The sequence below is a fragment of the Spinactinospora alkalitolerans genome, assembly GCF_013408795.1.
Taxonomy (GTDB): domain Bacteria; phylum Actinomycetota; class Actinomycetes; order Streptosporangiales; family Streptosporangiaceae; genus Spinactinospora; species Spinactinospora alkalitolerans.
Genome location: NZ_JACCCC010000001.1, coordinates 5,992,771 through 6,014,208 on the forward strand (window position 1 = coordinate 5,992,771; position 21,438 = coordinate 6,014,208).

General features: G+C 72.9%; 14 protein-coding genes. 9 read left to right on the forward strand and 5 right to left on the reverse strand.

What is annotated here, in order from left to right:
- The first annotated feature begins 273 nt into the window (after positions 1–273).
- From HDA32_RS26815 to HDA32_RS26825, 3 genes are all read left to right on the forward strand, one after another.
- Entirely contained in the window at positions 274–1,593 is a 1,320-nt protein-coding gene (locus tag HDA32_RS26815) for an MFS transporter (RefSeq protein ID WP_179645796.1), read from the forward strand.
- Between the two features lie 114 nt (positions 1,594–1,707).
- Positions 1,708–3,321 (forward strand): amidohydrolase, encoded by a 1,614-nt coding sequence (locus HDA32_RS26820; protein ID WP_179645797.1) that lies wholly within the window; start codon positions 1,708–1,710, stop codon positions 3,319–3,321.
- Positions 3,322–5,148: 1,827 nt separating this feature from the next.
- Positions 5,149–5,397, forward strand: a complete 249-nt coding sequence (locus HDA32_RS26825) for a DUF2795 domain-containing protein (protein ID WP_179645798.1) — start codon at positions 5,149–5,151, stop codon at positions 5,395–5,397.
- Positions 5,398–5,673: 276 nt separating this feature from the next.
- Here the strand turns inward: HDA32_RS26825 and HDA32_RS26830 are convergent, their stop codons facing one another.
- From HDA32_RS26830 to HDA32_RS26845, 4 genes are all read right to left on the reverse strand, one after another.
- Positions 5,674–7,710 carry an amylo-alpha-1,6-glucosidase gene (locus tag HDA32_RS26830; protein WP_179645799.1) on the reverse strand — a complete coding sequence of 679 codons (2,037 nt, stop codon included), beginning with the start codon at positions 7,708–7,710 and terminating at the stop codon, positions 5,674–5,676.
- Positions 7,711–7,772: 62 nt separating this feature from the next.
- Positions 7,773–9,263, reverse strand: coding sequence for an MGH1-like glycoside hydrolase domain-containing protein (locus HDA32_RS26835; protein WP_218882612.1), 1,491 nt, complete (start codon positions 9,261–9,263; stop codon positions 7,773–7,775).
- Positions 9,260–10,078 carry a sugar phosphate isomerase/epimerase family protein gene (locus HDA32_RS26840; RefSeq protein ID WP_179645800.1) on the reverse strand — a complete coding sequence of 273 codons (819 nt, stop codon included), beginning with the start codon at positions 10,076–10,078 and terminating at the stop codon, positions 9,260–9,262. Before HDA32_RS26840 ends, HDA32_RS26835 begins: the two co-directional genes overlap by 4 nt.
- Positions 10,079–10,083: 5 nt before the next feature.
- A complete protein-coding gene (locus HDA32_RS26845; RefSeq protein ID WP_179645801.1) occupies positions 10,084–11,130 on the reverse strand; it encodes a zinc-dependent alcohol dehydrogenase in 1,047 nt (348 codons plus the stop codon).
- Positions 11,131–11,357: 227 nt separating this feature from the next.
- Here HDA32_RS26845 and HDA32_RS26850 point away from each other — a divergent pair, with 227 nt between their 5' ends.
- The 6 genes from HDA32_RS26850 to HDA32_RS26875 all read left to right on the forward strand — a co-directional run bounded on the left by HDA32_RS26850 (position 11,358) and on the right by HDA32_RS26875 (position 17,915).
- Positions 11,358–12,749, forward strand: coding sequence for an ABC transporter substrate-binding protein (locus tag HDA32_RS26850; protein ID WP_179645802.1), 1,392 nt, complete (start codon positions 11,358–11,360; stop codon positions 12,747–12,749).
- Between the two features lie 46 nt (positions 12,750–12,795).
- Complete coding sequence (locus tag HDA32_RS26855; protein ID WP_179645803.1) at positions 12,796–13,812, forward strand: carbohydrate ABC transporter permease; 1,017 nt, start codon at positions 12,796–12,798, stop codon at positions 13,810–13,812.
- Entirely contained in the window at positions 13,809–14,675 is an 867-nt protein-coding gene (locus HDA32_RS26860) for a carbohydrate ABC transporter permease (protein ID WP_179645804.1), read from the forward strand. The genes HDA32_RS26855 and HDA32_RS26860 overlap by 4 nt, the downstream gene beginning before the upstream one ends.
- Before the next feature lie 84 nt (positions 14,676–14,759).
- Entirely contained in the window at positions 14,760–15,932 is a 1,173-nt protein-coding gene (locus tag HDA32_RS26865) for an ROK family transcriptional regulator (RefSeq protein ID WP_179645805.1), read from the forward strand.
- 44 nt (positions 15,933–15,976) lie between these two features.
- Complete coding sequence (locus tag HDA32_RS26870; RefSeq protein ID WP_312863341.1) at positions 15,977–16,915, forward strand: Gfo/Idh/MocA family protein; 939 nt, start codon at positions 15,977–15,979, stop codon at positions 16,913–16,915.
- 517 nt (positions 16,916–17,432) lie between these two features.
- The gene (locus tag HDA32_RS26875; RefSeq protein WP_312863342.1) at positions 17,433–17,915 is read left to right on the forward strand and encodes a phage antirepressor KilAC domain-containing protein; all 483 of its coding nucleotides are present in this window, start codon (positions 17,433–17,435) and stop codon (positions 17,913–17,915) included.
- A gap of 479 nt (positions 17,916–18,394) precedes the next feature.
- On the opposite strand, the gene HDA32_RS26880 is transcribed toward HDA32_RS26875, so the two are convergent.
- On the reverse strand, positions 18,395–21,100 hold the full coding sequence (locus tag HDA32_RS26880) for a cellulose binding domain-containing protein (RefSeq protein ID WP_179645807.1): 2,706 nt from the start codon (positions 21,098–21,100) through the stop codon (positions 18,395–18,397).
- Positions 21,101–21,438 lie beyond the last annotated feature (338 nt).

The window sequence follows — 21,438 nt, forward strand, 5'->3', positions numbered from 1 at the left end:
CTTCGGCGGTGCGGTGCGCGGTGCGCGACGCGGTGGTGCGCGGTGCGCGGCATGGTGTGTGCGGTGCGCGGCATGGTGTGTGCGGTGCGCGGCATGGTGTGCGAACCGCACACGTGTAACGGCTGAGACTGTCACCAGTGTCGTTCATGTCCGGCGCGGATCGTGTCTACCGTCACCACAAGATCTTCGCCAACCGCAGGTCAGGGCCGAGTACAGGGACCGCCGAGAGCGGCGGCCCGTCATCCCCCGCCACCGAACACGCACGGAGCAGCCATGTCAGAGCGCACACCGCAGGCCTCCGCCCGCCCGCACCCCGCGCGCGCGGCGATCGCGGCGTTCGTCGGCACCACCATCGAGTGGTTCGACTTCTACGTCTACGCCACCGCCGCCGCACTCGTCTTCGGCACCCAGTTCTTCCCCGAGGGCACCGACCCAATGATCGGGCTGATGGCGTCGTTCGCGACGTTCTCCGTCGGGTTCTTCGCCCGGCCCGTGGGCGGCATCGTCTTCGGGCACTTCGGCGACCGCCTCGGACGCAAGTCCGCCCTCGTCACCACCCTGCTGATGATGGGGACGGCGACGTTCGCCGTCGGCCTGCTGCCCACCTACGCCCAGGCCGGGTTCTGGGCGCCGCTGGCGCTGGTGGTGCTGCGCTTCGTCCAGGGCATCGCCGTGGGCGGCGAGTGGGGCGGGGCCGTCCTCATGGCCGTCGAGCACGCGCCGCGCAGAAGCAAGACCTTCTACGGCTCCTTCGCCCAGTTGGGCAACCCCGCGGGCGCGCTGCTGGCCACCGGGTCGTTCAGCCTGATCACGGCGTTCGGCGGCGACCCGTTCCTGCAGGAGTGGGGCTGGCGGCTGCCGTTCCTCGCCTCGATCGTCCTGGTGCTGGTGGGCCTGTTCATCCGGCTGAAGGTCGAGGAGTCCCCGGTGTTCAGCGCCGTACACGAGCAGGCGGCGGCCGCGCCCCGGGAGGCCCCGCTGCGCGAGGCGGTGCGCACGTCGTGGCGGACGCTGCTCCTCGGCCTCGGCGCGCTCCCGGTCGCCGTCGGCGGCTACTACATCGTGACCACGTTCCTGCAGGCCTACGCCACCACCGAGGCCGGCGTCAGCACGCAGGTCATCCTGAACGCGCTCTCGGCGGCGGCGTTCATCGAACTCGTCGCGACACTGGGCGTGTCGTGGCTGGGCGACCGTGTCGGCACCAGGCGCATCGTGATCATCGGCCTGCTGGCCGTCGCGGTCCTGGCCGTCCCGCAGTTCCTCGCGATGAGCTGGGGCACCGTGATGGTCTTCGTCTCGGTGTCGGTCATGCGGCTGGCCATGGCCGCCACCTACGGGCCCATCGCCCGGATCCTGTCCCAGATGTTCGCGCCCAAGGTCCGCTACACCAGCGTGTCGCTGGCCTACCAGGTGGCGGGGGCGCTGTTCGGCGGGCTGGCGCCGATCACCTGCACCGCGCTGCTCTCCGCCACCGGCAGCATCTACCCGGTCGCGGCCCTGCTCGTCGCGATGTCGCTGCTCAGCATCTTCTGCCTGCTCAAGGCGCCCAGCTACGACGACGACAAGGTCCTGGAGGAGATCGCTTCCGCCTGACGACGCGCCGACCTCGACGTCGTGCACGCTGAAACCGCCGGTCCGGGGCGCGCAACGTCGAGGTCGCCGGGAAGACCGCCCACCGCCCCACGACCCCCAGGAGGTTTTTCGACCGTGTCCGCTCTTCTCATCCACAACGCCAAGGTCCTGACCATGGACGACGCGGCGCCGAGAGCCACGGCCCTGGCCATCGCCGACGGGCGGGTCCTGGAGGTGTCGGACGAGGCGGGCGCCCGCGCCGCAGCGGGCCCGGGCGCCCGGGAGATCGACGCCGGCGGGCGCACCGTCCTGCCCGGGTTCATCGACCCCCACAACCACCTGCTGTCCACCGCGGAGTCGCTGGCGGCGGTCGACGCCCGCTACCCGGTGGTGGCCAGTGTCGCCGGCCTCGTCGCCGCCGTCGCCGACGAGGCCGCGCGCACCCCCTCCGGCCAGTGGATCCGCGCGTTCGGCATGGACGACGCCAAGTACCCGGAGGGCCGCCCGACCCGGCAGGCCCTGGACGAGGCCACCACCGAGCACCCGGTGATCGTCTACCACGTCTCCGGGCACCAGGCCGCGGTGAACACCGCGGCGCTGCAGTGGCGCGGCATCTCCGAGGACGTCACCGACCCGGCCGGCGGCGCGCTGCTGCGCGACGAGGGCGGCCGGCTCACCGGCATGGTGGTGGACTCGGCGATGGAGCTGCTCCTCCCGCTCGCCGTGGACATCGGCTGCCACGGCCCCAACTTCCACACCGACCTGCCCGCCGAGCAGCTCCTGGGCTGGCTGGCCGACGCCCGCACCCCCTTCCTCTCAGCCGGGCTGACCACGATCTGCGACCCGCAGGTGTCAAAGCGGGAACTGCGCACCTACCGCGCGGCGCGGGCCGCCGGCACCCTGCCGGTGCGCACCGTGGGCATGCCGCTGTCGCACCAGCTCGACGAACTCGCCGCGATCGGCCTGGCCGGGCCGTTCGGCGACGACTGGCTGCGCCTGGGGGCGATGAAGTTCTACTCCGACGGCACCCTGCTGGGCGGGACCGCCAAGTTCACCCGGCCCTACGGCGAGCACGACCAGTTCACCGGCTCCATGTACTGGGAGCCCGAGCAGCTGCGCACCCTCGTCGCCCGCGCGGCCGGGGAGGGCTGGCAGGTCGCCGTCCACACCCAGGGCGACTACGCGATGGAGCACACACTCGACGCGATCGCCGCGGCCGCCCGGGTCAGCGGGCCCGACCCCCGGCCGCGCATCGAGCACTGCGGCTACCCCACCCCCGAGCAGGCCAAGCGGTTCACCGACTACGGGGTGATCCCGGTGAACCAGCCGAACTTCCTGCACGACAGCGGCGGCGACTTCCTGCGCCGCCTGGGCGACCGGGCGCACCGGCTGCAGCCGATGCGGGAGGAGCTCGACCTCGGCCTGCGGCCGGTCCTGTCCAGCGATTCCTTCGTCTCCAGCCTGCGCCCGCTCGACACCATCGCCAACGCCGTGCGCCGGCTGACCCGGGAGGGCGCCGAGATCGGCGCCGACCAGGCCGTCACCCTGCACGAGGCGCTGCGCATGCACACCCTCGACGCCGCCCACGCGCTCGGCATGGAGGACCGCATCGGCTCCCTGGCCCGCGGCAAGCTCGCCGACGTCGTCATCCTGGACCGCGACATCGAGGCCACACCGGCGGACCTGCTCAGCGAGGGATCGGCCTGGGTCACCGTCCTCGACGGCGAGATCGCCCACGACGCCCGGTAACGCCCCGCCGCCCCACCGGACCCCCGGCGCGGAGCGGCCCGCGGCGTCCCACAGAGCCGGGCAGGGCGTTACCGGGCCGGGCGGGGCGCCGCACCGACGTCCCCAGGTTCAGCCGCACGGCCAGCGCCGTGATGCCGGCGACTTCGGACCAGGCCGGACGGCCGTAGTCGACGTCCGGCGCGTCCTCTCCGCCCCTGCTCTCCATGAAAGTGGCGGCCACCTATAGGTGTGGGAATGGGGTTGTCCACAGGTTGGTGGGTGGGGGTTGGCTCTGGGTCTTGACAGGGTGAGGGTGGGGTTTACGCGGTTCTGCTGAGTTGGGTGGTCTGCCCCCGGATGGGGCGGGGCTTCGCCCGGTGGATTGGTGGAATGAAGGCGAGGGCTCTGCCGGGCGGCGCGGCTTCGGCCTGGTTGCCGGGTGGCGGGATGGTCTGCGGTCGGGGTGCAGGCGGGCGGCGACGGCCGGGAGTCGGTTCGGGCTGCTTGTTGAGCGACTGGGTGGTCTGGGGTCGGGGTGCAGACCGGCGGCGAGGGCCGGGAGCCGGCTGGGCCTGCTGGTCGGGCAGTGGGATGGGCTGGGGCTGAGGCTCAGACGGGCGGCGAGGACGGGAACGGACCGGGCCTGCTGGTCGGGTGGCGGGGTGGTTTGGGGTCGGGGTGCAGGCGGGCGGCGAGGGCCGGGAGTGGGCTGGGTCTGCTGGTCGGGTGTTGGGTCTGTCGGGGGTGGCGGTTCTTCCCGCTTGTCTCGGCGGTCCGGAAGGGGCGGGGGCGTGCGAGGGCGGCGCTCAGTAGCGCCTTGTGCGGGGTGATGCGCGCGTAGACGCACCCTGCGGGGTGGATATGCGCCCTTTTGTCTGTTTCCCGGGGAGGGAGGCAAGGCCGCGATCCGCTTCACGTAAGGAGACTTCCGGGATGCGGGACAAAATCACCGGACCGGTCGAGTGCGCGCGGCGCAATGTCGGTTTTGCCGCTTTTGGGTGGTCGGATCGGGCAACGACACCGCTCTGGTGACGCTTGGCGGCGCTCACGGCAGCAGTCTCGTTGCGCGCGGGCCGGTCCCGGCGGGCCCGCCCGCCACGCCCGGGTCTCTGACCAGGCGCAGCCCCGGCGGCACCCCTCCGCCTCCCCTGATTGGTCTAGACCAAACTCCTGGAGCGGCACCCGTGACCATCCCGCCCCGCCCGAACCGGCCCCCGGCCCAAACCGGCTCCCTGGCCCGCCGGCCACCCGACACACCACCCCGAACCCCGCTCCGGCCCTCGCCGCCCGCCTGAAACCCCGACCCCAAACCACCCCGCCACTCGACCAGCAGGCCCAGCCGGCTCCCGGCCGTCGCCGCCCGCCTGCACCCCGACCGCAGACCATCCCGCCGCCCGACAACCAGGCCGGAGCCGCGCCGCCCGGCAGAGCCCTCGCCTTCATTCCACCAATCCACCGGGCGAAGCCCCGCCCCATCCGGGGGCAGACCACCCAACTCAGCAGAACCGCGTAAACCCCACCCTCACCCTGTCAAGACCCAGAACCAACCCCCACCCACCAACCTGTGGACAAGTCCCCCGCTGTCGCCGCCGTCTGGGCTCCGGCCGCAGACCATCCCGCCGCCCGACGAGCGGACCCGGCCGACTGCTGCCGTCGCTGCTCGTTCGAACCTCGGCATCGTCGTCCCAGCGGGCCTCGGCCTCGTCCCAGTGGACCTCCGACAGCGGCCCCGGGCGAGGGAGCGGTCGGGACGGGCGCGCCGCGGGGGCGGGTTTGAACCGCGGGTGCGCGGGCAGCCGTCCTGCCGGTGTTCGGTGGAGCCGACAGAGCCACGAGGGGGGATCCGCTATGGCCGCACCGCGCGATATCGAGCCCGTCCGCCGGGTTCTGGCCGACATGGGCTTCCCTGCGAGCAAGGACGACATCGTCGCCCGCGTCGAGCGCGAAGGCGCCGACGTCGAGGTGGTGAGCGCGCTGCGGGCGATGCCGCAGACCGAGTACTACGACGAGGACCAGGTGCTGCGCTTCATCCCGATCGACACCGCCGCCGACGACGCCCCGGAGGCGGGTCGGTCCCGCGGCGACCGGTCCGCCTGACCGGCCGCCGTGGGTCATGCCCCAGGCGACGGCGACACCGGTGGGGTAGCCGCTGTAGACCAGCCGACCGCAGCGGTGAGTGGTAAAGCCGCCTGTGGACCGCGCACCCCTACTGTGCGCCGCTCCGCACGCTCCGCAGCCTCGCCACTCGCCGTTGTGGTCCGCGGCGATATGAGCGCATTCCTCCACTGAAGTGCGCATCGGCTCAACGGCTCGGAACACCAGGTCCCATCCGGTGAGTCTCGAACGCCCTGCCTCCGCAGACGGGAGGGAAGGTCAACCTCCCATCGCCGTCAGCAGGGCCAGCGGGGTCGTCGTGGACCAGGCCTGCGGGGAGCAGGCGTGCGGGTAGGGCACCGGGGTCGGGTGCTCGTCGCGCGAGTAGCCCGCCAGCACCTCCGGGAGCCGGTGGCCGTGCCGGGCCGCCGCGTCGACCAGGCCCCGAGTGACCAGGGCCGCTTCCTGGTGCAGGCCGTACCGCGCCAACCCCGCCACGATCACGGCGTTGTCGTGCGGCCAGATGCTGCCCCGGTGATAGCTGAGCGGGTGGTAGGGTGCCTGCCCCGACGCCAGGGTGCGCACGCCCCACCCGGAGAAGAAGTCCGGCCGCACCAGCCGGCGGCCGACCGCCGCCCCCAGCTCGGCGTCGAGCAGCCCGGACCACAGGAGGTGCCCGGCGTTGGAGGCGAGCACGTCGACTTGTCGCCCTTCGCCGTCCAGCGCCAGCGCGGGGAACCCGCCCTCGGCCGCGACGGGGAAGTCCCGGTGGAAGTCCGCGCGCAGGCGCTCGGCGACACCTTCCAGTCGGTGCGCGTAGGCCGGGTCGCCCCACACCCGCTCGGCCAGGTCTGCTGTGCGGCGTAGCGCGTCGAACGCGTACCCCTGCGCCTCGCACACCGCGATCGGCCCGTCCGCCTGCCTGCCGTCGGGGAAGCAGATCGCGCCCGCCGAGTCCTTCCAGCACTGGTTGACCAGCCCCGACGGGTCGGGCGTGTAGACCAGGTAGCCGTGCTCCTCCAGGCCGCCGTCGCCCAGCAGCCAGTCCACGGCCGCGCGGGCGTTGGGTTCCAGCGCCTCCGCGATCGACCGGTCGCCGGTGGCCTCGGTGTAGGCGTGCAGCAGCACAAGGAACAGCGGGGTGGCGTCCACCGCGCCGTAGTAGCGGCCGTAGGGGACCTGGCGGAAGTGGGCCAGTTCGCCGTGCCGCACCTCGTGCACGATCTTGCCCGGCTGCTCGATCCGCGCGGGGTCGTACCCGCTCCCCTGCACGGCGGCGAGCGCGGGGAGCACGGCGGCGGCCGGCCCCGATCGGAACGGCAGCGTGAACAGCGAGGTCAGCAGCGAGTCCCGACCGAACAGGGTCAGGAACCAGGGCACGCCCGCGCCGGGGACCAGCAGCGGCTCGCCGCCGGGGCCGGTCGCGGGCACCCGCAGGTCGACGAGGTCGGCCAGCCCCTGCTCGCAGGCCCGGACGAGGTCGGCGGAATCGGCGAGATCGGCGGGAACGGCGGGAACGGTGAAGTCGGCGCGGTCCCGGGGGCGCGGTTCGGCGAACATGAACGCCTCGGTCTCGGCGGTCACCTCCCGCGTTACGGCGGAGGGCGGGATGACCGGTGCGCCTTCGCCTTCTCCGGTGGCTCCGCCGCCGGACGGCAGCGCGCGCACGTTGAGCGTAAGCGCGGCCGAACCGTGCGCGGGCAGGTGCAGGGTCCACTCGGCGGTGCAGTGCCGTGAACCGGTCGCGGCCTCGTCCGGAGATGCGGCCGCGTCCGGGGACGTGTCCGCGTCCGGGGGCGCGGCCTCGCCCGGGACCGTGATCTCGTCGGGGGCCGGGTCCGCGGCCACGACGGTCCTGGCGAGCCAGTCGTCGCCGCGGCGGTAGGTGAACGCGAAACCGTCCGCCGTGGCCTCGCGGCTGCGCCGGGCGCCGGGCTTGGCGTAGCGGCGGTCGTCGGCGCGCAGCTCGAACTGGTCGGCGAAGTCGGCGTCCACCAGGTAGCGGACGCGCACGGTGCGGGGCGCGTCCCCGTGGTTGACGACGCGCACCCGCTCGGCGAGCCCGAAGGCGCCCACCGCCTGGTCGCGCATGACCACGTGGGCGGGCGGCTCGTCGCGGGTGCCCGGAGGCACCAGCACGCCCTGCGTCAACGGGGTGAGTTCGGCGCCGTCCACCTCGATCCGCCACAGGCTCAGGTGGCGGGCGTCGCGCGCGAAGAGGCCGTCGGGCGCGGCGCCGCCGGTGCCGTGGACGTCGCCGTTCCCGTCCACCGCGGCGAACACGCCCCGGCGGACCAGTACCCGTCGATCCGTCATCAGGTCTCCTTGCCGCCGAGTCGACATCTCGTGTGTATCCGGTGGAGGGGGAGGAAGGCCGGTCAGCGGCTCTCGCCTTCGGCGAGCAGGTCGAGGGTCGTGGCGGCGGTCCAGCTGAAGTCGCGGGAGCCGTGGCCTTCGCCGCTGTGGGGGTCGACGTACTCGGCGAAGCCCGTGCGCGCGGCCGAGGCGAGCATGGACGCGCGCAGCGCCGCGGCCTGCCCGACCGCGCCGTGTCGGATCAGCCCCCGGTGGACCAGCCAGGACACGTTGAACCAGCCGGGCCCGCGCCAGTACCGGCCCGGCTCGAAGGCGTGCCCGGTGAGGTCGTAGCTGGGCACCAGGTGCACCCGGCCGACCCGGAACCGCTCGCCGAGGGCGGTGCGCAGCAGCTCACCGGCCACCGGCAGCCCCGGCACGGCCAGCGGCACCAGCCCGGCGGCGCCGTACTCGCGGATCGGTTCGCCGTTGATCAGGTCGCGGCACAGGAAGAGCCCCGCGTCCGGGTCGTAGAGCGTGCCGACCATGGCGGCGGTGAGTTCGGCCGCGCGCGCCTCGTGCGGCTCGGGATCGAGGTCGAGGACCTCGGCGATCCGGGCCAGGGCGTGTTCGGACAGGACCAGCAGCGCGTTGAACGAGGGGTCCTCGACCGCGAACGCGAACGGCGTCGCGCCGTCGTCGTAGTCGTGGTCCCGGTAGTCGGCGGCGAGCCGGACGTACCTGCCGTAGTCGAGGTCGGTGGGCCGGTCTCCCACGTCGGCGTGGTCGAGGTCGCGCCGCTGGAAGGTGCCCGCCGGGGCGGGGACGACCCGCGCGAGCGGGGCGTCCCAGGCCGGACTGTTGTCCATGCCCGACTCCCACGGGTGCACGATCGCGGCCAGACCGCGGCCGCCGAGGCCGCGCCGCTTGGACAGGTAGCGGTGCCAGGCGGCGAGGCGCGGGTGGACGCGGGCCAGGAAGCCGCGCCGTTCCGATTCCTCGGGGTCGGCGAGGTGGGTCTCCCACGCGGCCAGCGCGTGCACGGGCGGCTGGACGATGCCCGAGGTCGGCACGCCGGCGGGGGCGCCGGCGCCGGAGTCGCCGGACCGCCAGAACTCGGGGCCGGGGAAGTACGCGCCGTGCGGGGTGGCCTGGTGGAACGCGATGTGCGGCAACCGCCCGTCGGCCCACTGCGCGCCCAGCATCGACTCCAGTTCCCGCTGCGCCCGGTACGGCGAGACGTGCCGCAGGCCCAGCGCGATGAACGCGGAGTCCCAGCTCCACTGGTGCGGGTAGAGGGTGCGCGAGGGCAGGGTCGAGCTCCCGGTCCAGTTGCCCAGGAGGACCCGCGTCGCGTCCCGGCGCAGCCGCTCGACGTCGACAGTGGTGTCGACAGTGGTGTCGACGGCGGTGTCGACGACGCCGTCGACGGCGGACCCGGCGAGTCCGGTGGCCCCGGAGGTCTCGGGGGGACCCGCGGTCCCGGCGGCCCCGGTCCGGGCGGGCTCGGCGGGCACCGCTCCCACGGCCCCGCCGACCTCGGCGGCCTCGGTGAGGGTCGGGTCGGGGGTCATGCGGCGACCTTGCGGAGGAAGGCCGGGATCCCGCTGACGGCGGTGGTCGGGTCTCCGCTCAGGCGGCACTCCACGGCCAGGTGGCCGCCGTAGCCGATGGCGTCGAGCGCGGCGAGGAACACCGGCCAGTCGATGTGGCCCGCGCCGGGCTGGAACCGGTTGGAGTCGCTGACCTGCACGTGCCCGATGAGGGGCGCGGCGGCGAGCACCGCTGCGGCGGGGTCGGCCTCCTCGATGTTCATGTGGTAGCTGTCGATGCCGATCCGCACGCCGCTCGAACCGGCCGCGCGGATCAGGTCGGCGGCCTGGTCGAGACGGTTGACCATGTGGTCCTCGTAGCGGTTGAGCGGCTCCAGGAGCAGCACGGAGCCCTCCCGCTCGGCGTGCTCGCCCAGTTCGGCGAGGCCCGCGAGCAGGACGTCGCGGTCCTCGGCCTCGCTGCGCGGCGGCTCGAACGGGGGCAGCCGCCGGGAGAACATCCCGTAGGAGGCCGGGGTCTGCGCGCCCACGCCGCCGATCTCGGCGATGACGGACAACTGGGACTTCATCTGCTCGATCGCGTCGCGGCGCAGGTCGGGGTCGAAGGCCCCGAAGAAGTGCGGCATCTCGACGCACACGGTGGCCATCACGACGCCGTCGCGCCGGGCGCGGTGCAGCTCGGGCAGGCGGTCGCGGAACGCGAAGTCGCCCTTGCCGCGCAGTTCGATGGCGTCGTAGCCAGCGGCGACGGCGAACTCCCATTTCCGCTGGAGGGTGTCCCCGGGCAGCAGCTGCTCCTGGCAGGCGATGCGGGGCGCGGTGTCGGCGGTGGCCATGGTGATCAGAACTCCAAAACGATCTGCAGCGCGTCTTCGGGCCGCTCATCGAGCAGTTGGTAGGCCGAACCGGCCTCGGCGACCGGCATCTGGTGGCTGACGAGGGACTTCGTCTCGACCCGCCCGGTCGCGACGAGGTCGAGGAAGGTCTGCTGGAGGCGGTCCACGGTCCAGCGGCCCCCGAGCCTGGACGGGACCCCGCCGATCTGGGAGGAGACGAGTTCGACCCGGTTGTGGTGGAACTCCTCGCCGAGGCGCAGGCCCGCGCCGTCGCCCTGGTAGAAGCCGGAGGCGACCACGCGGCCGCCCACGGCGGTCGAGCGCAGCGCCTCGTGCAGGGCGGGGTAGGCGCCGCTGATCTCGATGGCGGTGTCGGCGCCGGCTCCCCCGGTGCACGCGCGGACGCGCTCGGCGACGTCGTCGGTGCGCGCGTTGAGGACGACCGCGGCCCCGAACCGGGAGGCCGCGTCGAGGCGGGCGTCCAGCGCGTCGACGGCGACGACCCGTGCGCCGCTGAGTTCGGCCATGCGGGTGGCGAGCAGGCCGATGACGCCCTGGCCGAAGACCGCGACGGTCTCGCCGAGGTTGATGTCGGCGGCGAGGACCGCGTTCAGGGCGATCGCGCCGACGCGCGCGAACACGCCGGAGAGCGGGTCGAGCCCGCCGGGCAGCCGGTGGTCGGTCATCCGCGCGGCGGGGACGGTCCCCTCGCTGCGGTGCCCCCAGATGCCCCACACCGGGTCGCCGACCTCGGGGACGCCGGGGCCGCCCGCGACGTCGGGCGCGACCTCGACGACGTCGCCGACCTCGGAGTAGCCCCAGCCGACGACCGGGTACTCCAGGCCGGCGCCGCCCTCGCCGAACAGCCGCGACTCCGGGTTCCACGCCCGCGTGAGGTAGGGGTTGGTGCCCCGGTAGGCCGTGAGTTCGGTGCCGGCGGAGATGCCCGAGTAGCGCGTGCGCACCCGGAGGTGCCCGGCCGGCAGCGGGGCGCTCTCGTACTCGGCGACCTCGACCTGACGCGGTCCGATGAACTGGACGACTCGTTCCAACAGGGGCTCCCGGGGGTGGACCCGCTCCGGGGTCCGATGCCTGGCGCCGGACCGTGAGCGGCGATCAAAACAGTAAAGGTTCGGTTGGATCTATCTCTATCTTAGGTATTGTCAGCACGCAAAAGTAGTGCTGTGATGAGGCACACCGGCAAGGATTTCGGGCAAACCGCCCGTATTCCGTATCCCGTCCTCGCCGGACCAGCACACCCGCATGTGAAAGGCAGACGATGCGTAGGTCTCGCCGGTTGGCGGCGCTCGTCGCGTCCGCCGCCGCCACGGGCATGGCGCTCAGCGCGTGCTCGACGCAGCCGGCCCAGGACGACGGCACGACGATCACGGTGTGGAGCCTGGAGAACCTCACCGAGAGGACCGCGGCCACACAGCGGATCATCGACGGCTTCACCGAGGAGACCGGCATCGAGGTCGAGCTCGTCGGGGTCGACGAGAACCAGCTCGGCCAACTGATCATGTCCTCGGCCGCCGCGGGCACCCTCCCCGACGTCATCGGGGCGGTTCCGCTGTCGTCGGTGCGCCAGATGGCCTCCAACGACCTCCTCAACACCGAGGCCGCCACGCGGATCGTCGCCGACCTCGACCCCGGCACCTTCAACGAGCGCGCCCTCGAACTCACCGGCGACGGCGACGCCCGGCTCGCCGTGCCCTCCGACGCCTGGACGCAGCTGCTGGTCTACCGCACGGACCTGTTCGAGGAGGCCGGGCTGGCGCCGCCCACCACCTACGCCGACATCGAGAAGGCCGCCGCGGCCCTCGACGCGCCCGGCATGGACGGGATCTCGCTGGCCACCGACCCCGGCGACGCCTTCACCCAGCAGAGCTTCGAGTACGTCGCCCTGGCCAACGGCTGCGACCTCGTGGCCCCCTCCGACGGGGTCGCGCTGGACTCCCCGGAGTGCCGGCGCGCCTTCTCCTTCTACGGCGACCTGGTCACGCAGTACTCGGCCAGCGGCGCGCAGACGGTGGACTCCACCCGCGCGACCTACTTCGCCGGGAGATCCGCGATGATCGTGTGGTCGTCGTTCCTGCTCGACGAGCTGGCCGGCCTGCGAGCCGACGCGCTGCCGAGCTGCCCCCGCTGCCAGGACGACCCGCGGTGGCTGGCCGACAACAGCGGCGTCGTCGCCGCCGTCCAGGGCCCCGACGGAGCCGCCCCCGCCCAGTTCGGCGAGGTCACCTCCTGGGCCGTCACCACGACCGCCCACGAGGAGTCCTCGCGCGCGTTCGTCGAGCACATGCTGGGCGAGGGCTACGCGGACTGGTTCGGCATGGCCCCCGAAGGCAAGTTCCCCGCCCGCAACGGCACGCCCGAGGACCCCGACCGGTTCCAGCGCGCCTGGGACGAGAGCGAGGCCGGGGTCGACACCAGGGCGCCGCTGTCCGAGGTCTTCCCCCAGGAGGTCCTCGACCAGCAGCGCAACGGCCTGACCCGCATGCGGCGCTGGGGCATCACCGAAGGCCGGGGCGCGTTGATCGGCGCCACCATGGGCGAACTCCCCGTGCCGCGGGCGATCAGCGCCATGGCCGGCGGCCAGATCAGCGCGGACGAGGCCGCCGAGCAGGCCCACGAAGACGTCACGGCCATCCAGACGTCGCTCCAGTGACCGGCCGCGCGCAACCGGCCGGTACGCCATGATCCGAGGTGCACACATGACGACTCGACTCACCGAGCCGCCCGCTCGGTCGGACTCCGGATCCGCGCCGAAGGGCGGGGAACAGCGCCGAAAACGCGGCACCGCCGCGGCCCAGGAGAACCGGGCGGGGCTCGCCTTCGTCTCCCCCACGCTCATCGTGGTGCTGGTGGTCGTCGTGCTGCCCATCGCGTGGACGGTGCTGCTGGCCTTCCAGCGCGCACGCCTGGTCGACATCCAGACCCAGGGACTGCTGGGCAACTGGACGCTGCGCAACTTCGAGCAGGTCTTCGCCTCGCCCGGGTTCTGGTCGTCGCTGTGGACCACCCTGCTCTACACGGCCGGCTCCACCTTCGGCTCGATCGCGCTCGGCCTCGTCGCCGCGCTCGCGCTGCGCCGCCCGTTCCGCGGCCGCGCCGCGCTGCGCGGCTCGATGCTGCTGCCCTACGTCGCCCCGGTGGTGGCCGTGACGTTCGTCTGGGAGGTCATGCTCAGCCCCCAGTACGGGATCGTCAACGAGTGGGGGACCGGGGTGCTCGGCTGGGACGGCCCCGTCGCCTTCCTCAGCCAGCGCAACACCGACGTCACCGTCCTCGGCGTCGAACTGCCCGTCCCGGTCGCGCTGCTGACCGTGATCGCGTTCGAGATCTGGCGCTACTTCCCCTTCGCCTTCCTCTTCCTGCTCGCCCGGCTGCAGGCCGTGCCGTCGGGGCTGGAGGAGGCGGCGAGGATCGACGGCGCGAGCCCGCTGCAGAACTTCCGGCACATCCTGCTGCCGCAGTTGATGCCGGTGATCTCGCTGCTCGCGGTGCTGCGCCTGATCATGACGTTCAACAAGTTCGACGACGTCTACCTGCTCACCGGCGGCGGCGCCGGTACCGACGTGGTCGCCGTCCGGGTCTACGAGTTCCTGACCGCCCGCTTCGACGTCGGGGCCGCGGCGGCGCAGGCGCTCGTCCTCGCGGCGGTGCTCGCCGTGCTGCTCGGCGTCTACTTCACGTTCTTCGCCAGGAAGACGCAGGAGGAGGCACAGTGACCCGCGCCCAGTTCGAGATCAGGCTCTTCGCGGTCCTGCGGTGGGTGGTGATCGCCTTCCTCGCGGTGATCACGCTCTTCCCCTTCTACTACATGCTGGTGCTGTCGGTGAAGCCCATCGACGACCTGCTCCTCGACCCCGGGCGGATCTGGGTGTCGGCGTCGGAGTTCACGCTCGGCACCTACCGCGCCGTGCTCACCCCGACGGAGGAGGGCGGCCAGGGCTTCCTGCGGCTGCTGGGCAACTCCGCGCTGGTGTCGCTGGGCACGGTCGCGCTCACCCTTCTGGCCTCCGTCCCCGGCGCCTACGCCATCAGCCGGCTGAGGTTCTTCGGCGGCCGGCAGGTCGGCGCGCTGTTCCTGGCGGTCTACCTGTTCCCGGCCACCCTGCTCGCCGTCCCGCTGTTCGTGATGTTCGCCAAGATCGGGCTCCAGGGCAGCCTGGTGGGGCTGGCGATCGTCTACATCGCGCAGACCGTGCCGGTCTCCATCTACATGCTGCGCAACTACTTCGCCACGATCCCCAGGAGCGTCGAGGAGGCCGCGGCGCTGGACGGCTGCTCACGTTTGTCGATCATGCGTAGGATTGTGCTCCCGCTTGCCGCGCCGTCGCTGATGGCCACCGGGCTCTACGTCTTCATGATCGCCTGGAACGAGTTCCTGTTCGCCCTGCTGTTCCTGGCCGCCGACCCGAGCCTGTGGACCGTCTCCCTCGGCCTGCAGCAGCTCGCCAACGGCATCGAGGTGCCCAAGACCGTCCTCATGGCGGGCTCGGTCGTGCTCACCGTTCCGGTGGTCGCCCTGTTCTACGCGGCGGAGCGCATGCTCACCGATGGCCTGACCAGCGGGGCCGACAAGAGCTGAGCGGCCGGGAACCGAGCGGCCCCGTGGAGGGCCGCCCCGCAGGGGAGGGCGGCGGCCGTGACGAGGAGGGGAGAGGAGAACGCGATGGCGACCGCACCGACGAGCGCGGGGAGCATGCTGGAGCTGATCCGCAGCGGGCGGGCGAGCACGCGCAGGGAGCTGCAGGCGCTCACCGGGCTGTCCCGCTCCACCGTGGCCCAGCGGCTCGACCTGCTGCTCGGGGCCGGCTGGCTGCGCGAGTCCGGCGTCGACTCCTCCTCGGGCGGGCGCCCGCCCACCCGGCTGGAGTTCAGCGAGGACCACGCCGTCGTGCTCGCGGCGAGCCTGGACACCACGCGCGCCCGCGCCGCGGTCCTCGACCTCGCGGGCCGCCCGCTGGCCGAGCACACCGGCGACCTCGCCGTCGCCGACGGGCCGGAGCCGGTGCTCGACGCCCTGGCCGGCCGGTTCGGGAGGCTGCTGGAGCGGGCGGGGCGCGACCCCGGGGAGGTGTGCGGGATCGGCGTCGCCGTGCCGGGTCCGGTGGAGTTCGGGACCGGCAGGGTGATCCGGCCGCCGATCATGCCCGGCTGGGACGGCTACCCCGTCCCCGAGCACCTGCGAAAGAGCTTCGACGTCCCCGTCCTCGTCGACAACGACGCCAACATGATGGCGCTGGGCGAGCAGGTCGCCGGTTACCGCGACTGCCCGGCGTTCGTCCTGGTGAAGGTCTCCACCGGCATCGGCGCCGGCGTCGTCACCGCGGGCTCGGTGTACCGCGGCATCGACGGCGGGGCCGGCGACATCGGCCACATCCGGCTGCACGACCGCGCCGACGCGCTGTGCCAGTGCGGGTCCTACGGGTGCCTGGCCGCCGTCGCCAGCGGAGGGGCGCTCGCCAAGGCGCTGACCGGGCTCGGCGTGCCCACCGATTCGGGCTCGGGGGTCCGGGAGCACCTCATGGCCGGGCTGCCCGAGGCCGTGCGGCTGGCCCGCGAGGCCGGGCAGCGGGTCGGCGAGGTGCTGACCACCGTCGTCTGCCTGCTCAACCCGGGCGTGCTGATGGTCTCCGGGGACCTCGCCGAGACCCACTTCGTCACCGGGGTGCGCGAGGTGCTCTACCAGCGCGCCCTGCCCAGGGCCACCCGCAACCTGCAGGTCGTCACCGGACGGCTCGGTGAGCGGGCCGGGCTGCAAGGGGTGGGCCACCTCGTGGTCGAGCACCTCTACGCGCCCGCGCAGGCCGACGCCCGACTGGCGGAAGGGGCGGCGTCATGACCGACCGTGCGAGTGGTGCTGCGGGCGGCGCCGGGAACGGTGGCGTGAGCGGTGGCGCAAGGGGCGTCGGAGGCGGCGACGGCGTGAACGGCCCGGACCGGCCGGTGCGGGTCGGGCTCGTCGGCGCCGGCCCCTGGGCGTCGACCATGCACGCCCCCGTGCTCGCCGCGGGCCCCGAGACCAGGCTCACCGCCGTCTGGGCCCGTCGGCCCGATGCCGCCGCGGCTCTCGCCGACCGCTTCGGGGCGGTCGCGGCCGGGTCGGTGCGGGAGCTGTTCGACACCTGCGAGGCGGTCGCCTTCGCGGTGCCCCCGGCCGTCCAGGCGGAGCTGGCGCCGCTGGCCGCCGAGGCCGGACGCGCGGTGCTGCTGGAGAAGCCGCTCGCCCCCACGCTCGACGGGGCGCGGGCGGTCGCCGACGCGGTCGCGCGGGCCGGCGTCGTCTCCCAGTTCGTGCTGACGAAGCGCTACCACCCGGAGACCCGGCGGTTCCTGGCGCGCGCGCAGCGGATGGCGGTCACCGGCGCGCGCTCCTGCTACCTGCACGGCGCGTTCCTCGGCGGGGACCTCGCCACGCAGTGGCGCCTGGAGCACGGCGCGCTGCTCGACCTCGGCCCCCACCTGCTCGACCTGCTCGACGCCTCGGTGGGGCGCATCGCCGCCGTCCGGGCGACGGGAGACCCCCGCACGTGGATCGAGCTGGCCTGCGAGCACGAGAACGGCGCGGTCAGCCAGGCCTCGCTGTCGGGGTCGGTACGGCTGTCCAAGGCGCGCACCCGGGTGGAGCTGTACGGCCCGGACGAGGAGCTCGTCTACGACACCGGCGGCATCGACCACGACGAGTGCTGGCCGGTCCTGCGCCGGGAGTTCGCCGCGGCGGTGCGCTCGGGGACCCCGCCGGAACTCGACGCCCAACGCGGCCTGCGCCTGCAGGAGCTCCTGGACATGGCCGCGAGGGACGCCGGGCGCGACACCGGGAATTGACCGCCGGCGGGTACGCGGCCCCGGTCCGCTGTGCGGCCTTGCTCGCTCTCGGGCATCGGGTGGTCCCGGGTGGAAAAGCGGCGGCAAGGCCGGCGGCGGGTCCGGACGGGCGCACACGCGTCCGTTTTAATGCGCCCGTTTTACCGGGTTCTCGAGAATGGCCTTGATCCTGGAGTCATATCGGCCTCCCGACAGCACTCCAGGAGCGAGACCGTCACGGAAGGGACGGGGCGGGAGGGCATTCCCGCAGCCCCGCCCTGCCGCCCTCGCCGCCGCTTCTCCGATCACGGCCACCTGCCGCCCGGCAGCGGAGAATGCCGCACAGCAGGTCTTGGCCGCGGACATCCCGGGCGGGCAGGATCGAATCCGGAAAAGGAGGTACCGGGGAATTCCCGTGGGCCCGTCATTGTTGTATCAATCGGACGGGTCCGTCCGATGAGTCGATCCGCTCCGCCCCGAAGCAGCGCTTTTGAACAAACCCTCGCATCGGTCAAGGAAAGACCTCCCAGGAGGAACGGTGGAACAGATCGGAAGCATTGAGAGCACCGATTTCAGTTCGATGAGTCCCGAGACGCTCGAACACATCAGCCGGCTCGGGAAGGCGATCTCCGACGCGGCGGAGCAGGCGCTCGAAGCGCGGGCGGCCTTTGGGGAGCCGGAGCCGGCCGCCCACGCGTGGAGCGTCCTGGTGTCGGCCGACGGGGACTACTCCGTGCGCGAGGCGGCCTACATCCTCAACCGGGACCCCGCCGTCTCCACGGGCCAGCGGCGGCTGTTCGCCTTCATCCGGGCCGAGGGCATGGTCTCCCCCGACACCGACGTCCCCCTGGCCCGGCACCAGCGCCACCTGCGGCTGCGGCCGACGTCCTACGACCACCCCCGCACCGGCAGGCGCATGCCCGGCAGGCCGCAGCTCCGGGTGACCGCCGAAGGGCTGCGCCACCTGCACCGGCGGCTGGGCGGGACCGCTCCCCTCGACCGTCTGGAACAGGCGGTGTGAGCGGACCGCCCCCATGATGAGCGGAGATGAGCGGATGAGCGGTGACGCAGGGCTTCCGGTGGAGGCGGAGCACCGATGTCTTCGGCACCGTCGTCGAGCGTGCCCCCCGCATTCCCCGCTCCCCCGGCTGCGCGCCGGAAGGGACCCGGTTGTGCCGGGTCCGGCATGACGGCCGCCGACTCGAAGGGCTCCTGACGAGGTGGCGCGAAGGGCGGGAGCCGGCGTCGGGGAGACTGGGTGCCCTTCGTCTCCGGCCTCGAACAACCGACCCTGGTCAAGACCGGGGAGGGTCTCCGGCCGCGCGAGCCCGGGGAGGAGTTCGGCGGCCGGCCCGCTTCAAGGGCGCGGCCGAGCGGGCCGCCCACTCCTGACGGCCCGCTCGTCTCCCCGCCCCTCCTCCGACCTCGGGTCCGCAGGGCCCGGCGCTGGTTCCGGCGCCCGCGGCTCGGAGGTCGGTGAGGTCTCTTTCCGGCTGGTCGCTACTCGCCGCCGCTGCAGGTCGCGCCGTTGAGGGTGAAGGACGACGGCGGTGAGGTCCCGTCGGGGGCCGAGCCGTTGAACCCGATCTCGACCGAGGCTCCGGGCCGCAGATCGGCGTTCCACGCCATGCCGGTCGCGGTGACCGTGCTGCCGCTCTGCGACCACTCGGCGCTCCAGCCGTGCTCCAGCCGCTGGCCCGCCGGGAGGTCGAACTCCAGGCTCCAGCCTTCGACGGCGGTGTCGCCGGTGTTGGTCACGCCGACCGTCGCGGTGAAGCCGCCGGACCAGTCCTGGGTGGCGTAGTCGACCCGGCAGGACCCGTCAGCGCCGTCGTCACCGCCGCCGTCGTCGCCTCCACCGTCGTCACCGCCGCCGTCGTCGGTCGGCGGGTTCGTGAGGTCTCCGTAGACGACGCCGCGGCCGTTGGTGGCGACGTAGACCCGGCCGTAGACCCGCGGGTCGCCGGTGATGGCGGCGCCGGTCCAGCCCCACTGGTGCTGGTCGTCGTTGACGCGCACCCAGCTCGCCCCGGCGTCGTCGGACCGGTGGATGCCGCGCACGCCGTCGATCTGGGCGCTGGTGTACAGGGCCATGTAGTCCTGTCCCGGCGCGGCCTTGCCGAAGCCGATGCTGTCGGCCTCCTCGACGCCCTCCACCCTGGTGAAGCCGGCGCCGGAGTCGGTCGAGCGCCACAGGCCGTAGGTGCCGCCCTCCGCGCCGCCGGCCAGCCAGATCTCGCCTTCGAGGCCGGGGACGGCCTTGAACCGCACGTCGCCCTCAGCGGGCAGCCCGCCCGCCTCCGTCGCGGTGAAGTGGGCGCCGCCGTCGGTGCTCAGGTAGAACGTGCCGCCGGCGAAGCCGTAGAAGACGTCCGGGTTCACGCGGTCGGACTCCACGACCGCACCGGCCGGGATGCCCTCCGACGGCGTCCAGGTGGTGCCGAAGCCGACCGAGTGGTGCACCGCCGTACCCTCGGGGGACCACACGAACCGGCTGCCGTCGGCCGCGGCCGCGACGGTGCCGCCGCCGGTGACGCCCTCGGGCTCGCCGCCCTGGAACCAGTTGGAGCCGCCGTCGGTGGAGAAGGCGACGCTGCTGTCGTCGGGCCGCGCGGACTTGTCGAAGTCGCCCGCCCGGACGACGACGCCGGGGTCGGACTCGGCGTAGTCGAGGCTGGTGGTGCTGTCGAAGCCGGGACCGGTGAACATCATGTCGGGCACGGTGTCCAGGTCGTCGTGGCGGAAGCCGCCGATGTCGCCGAGGCCGCTGATCAGGGGCGCGCCCTCGGGCGGGCTGACCAGGTCCAGCACGGCCGTCTCCTCGATGCCCTGGGCCATGACCTCGATGGTGAACGTCTCGTCCCGGTCCCAGTCGGTCAGCTCATCGGTCCCGTAGACGGTGGCCCCGGTCCCGTACATCATCCGGTCGGAGTCGAACGGGTCGATCTCCAGCGACTCGGTCATCCAGCCCAGTTTGGGCGTCGACTCGGGCGGGGCCGGGTTCTGGCCGAAGGTCAGCCACGGCGCGCCGGAGACGTCCATCTCGTAGCGCTCGGTGCGCTCGGGGTAGGCGCCCCAGTCCCAGATCCGGGTCCAGCTCTCGCCGCCGTCGGTGCTGCGGAAGAAGATGACATCGGGCCACCAGGAGATCTGGGTGGCGACCATGATCGTGCCGGGGTTCTGCCGGTCGATGGTCAGCCCGCTGTAGCCGTAGTTGTTGTCCTCGTGGTCGGAGGGCACCGGGCTGATGCGGGTCCACTCACCGGTGGCGGTGTCGTACTTCCAGACGTCGCCGCTGCCCCCGTCGTAGGGCCCGCCGGTGTCGCTGGTGGCGATGTAGAGGATCCCGTTCTCGTGGTCCAGGACGCCCTTGTGCGCCAGGTGGCCGGTGGGCCGGCCGGGGATCGCCTCCCAGCTCTCGCCGCCGTCGGTGCTGCGGTAGACGGTGTTGTCCTTGTCGGCGACGCCGACGTAGACGTCCTGCGTGGCGCCGCCGTCGGTGCCGGTCGTCGGGTCGAAGGTCACCCACACGACGCCCTGGTTGTCGGAGAGGTAGCCGCTCTCGTCGTTCGGGTCCTGGACGTAGTCGCCGGGGTTGGGGAAGGCGGTGACCTCCGCCCAGGTCTCCCCGTGGTCGGTGCTCTTCCACAGGCCGTGGCCGCTGGGGGCGCCGAGGTAGAGGACGCTGTTGTCGTTGGGGTCCACGGCGAGGCGCTCGCCCATGCCGCGGCCGGGCATGTTGCCGCCCAGTTTGAACGGCAGGTCGGTGCGCTCCCAGGTCTCCCCGCGGTCCGCCGAGCGCAGGACGGCGCCGTTCTGCGACGTCCAGTCGTTGGTGTAGTTGCCGGCCGCGACGTACACGCGGTCGGGGTCCACCGGGTCGGTGGCCAGACTGACGATGCCGGTCAGGTTCCAGTCGTCCCAGCCGATGTGGTCCAGCAGCGGGATCCAGCGCCCGGTGTCGGGGTTCATGCGGTAGGCGCCGCCGATGTCGGTGCGCGCGTAGACGAGGTCCGGCTCGGTCTGGTTGAAGACGATCCCCGGGACGAAACCGCCGCCGACGATCTCGACGTTGCGCCAGTCGTAGGCGGTGTCGGCCGCCTGCTCGGCCGGTGCGGCGGCCGGCGCGGAGACCGCCTGGGCCGCGCCCGCCGACGGGGCGAGCAGCGTGAGGGCCGCGAACCCGATCGTGAGTGCTCTTCGCATGTACGCCTTCCTTCAGCGGTGCACGCGCTTTCTGAGAGAAGGTGCGTCCGCACCGGGGGGATGTGCCGCGACGGAGGACCGACCTTGCTGGGAGCGCTCCCAGATACTGCGCACGAATGTAACACCCATTAACGGAGGGTGAAAGTGGTGCGCGGGAATTCATTTCCGGTCTCGTTTCCCACCATTGATTTCGACACTCGTTTCGACAGAGGTAGGGAGCTCAGATCATCGGATGAGGCCGACCGATGTTCGACGACCGGGTCCACGCAGGGAGTCGGCCGTCGCAGTGCGCGCAGGCGCCGGCGGCGCAGCGAACCCGAGCCCTGGGATCCCACCTC

Bases quoted from the DNA above. Each gene is read 5' to 3' on its own strand.
- HDA32_RS26830 (WP_179645799.1), bottom strand. From the start codon at position 7,710: ATGACGGATCGACGGGTACTGGTCCGCCGGGGCGTGTTCGCCGCGGTG.
- HDA32_RS26840 (WP_179645800.1), bottom strand. From the start codon at position 10,078: ATGGCCACCGCCGACACCGCGCCCCGCATCGCCTGCCAGGAGCAGCTG.
- HDA32_RS26880 (WP_179645807.1), bottom strand. From the start codon at position 21,100: ATGCGAAGAGCACTCACGATCGGGTTCGCGGCCCTCACGCTGCTCGCC.
- HDA32_RS26835 (WP_218882612.1), bottom strand. From the start codon at position 9,263: ATGACCCCCGACCCGACCCTCACCGAGGCCGCCGAGGTCGGCGGGGCC.
- HDA32_RS26815 (WP_179645796.1), top strand. From the start codon at position 274: ATGTCAGAGCGCACACCGCAGGCCTCCGCCCGCCCGCACCCCGCGCGC.
- HDA32_RS26855 (WP_179645803.1), top strand. From the start codon at position 12,796: ATGACGACTCGACTCACCGAGCCGCCCGCTCGGTCGGACTCCGGATCC.
- HDA32_RS26850 (WP_179645802.1), top strand. From the start codon at position 11,358: ATGCGTAGGTCTCGCCGGTTGGCGGCGCTCGTCGCGTCCGCCGCCGCC.
- HDA32_RS26825 (WP_179645798.1), top strand. From the start codon at position 5,149: ATGGCCGCACCGCGCGATATCGAGCCCGTCCGCCGGGTTCTGGCCGAC.
- HDA32_RS26865 (WP_179645805.1), top strand. From the start codon at position 14,760: ATGGCGACCGCACCGACGAGCGCGGGGAGCATGCTGGAGCTGATCCGC.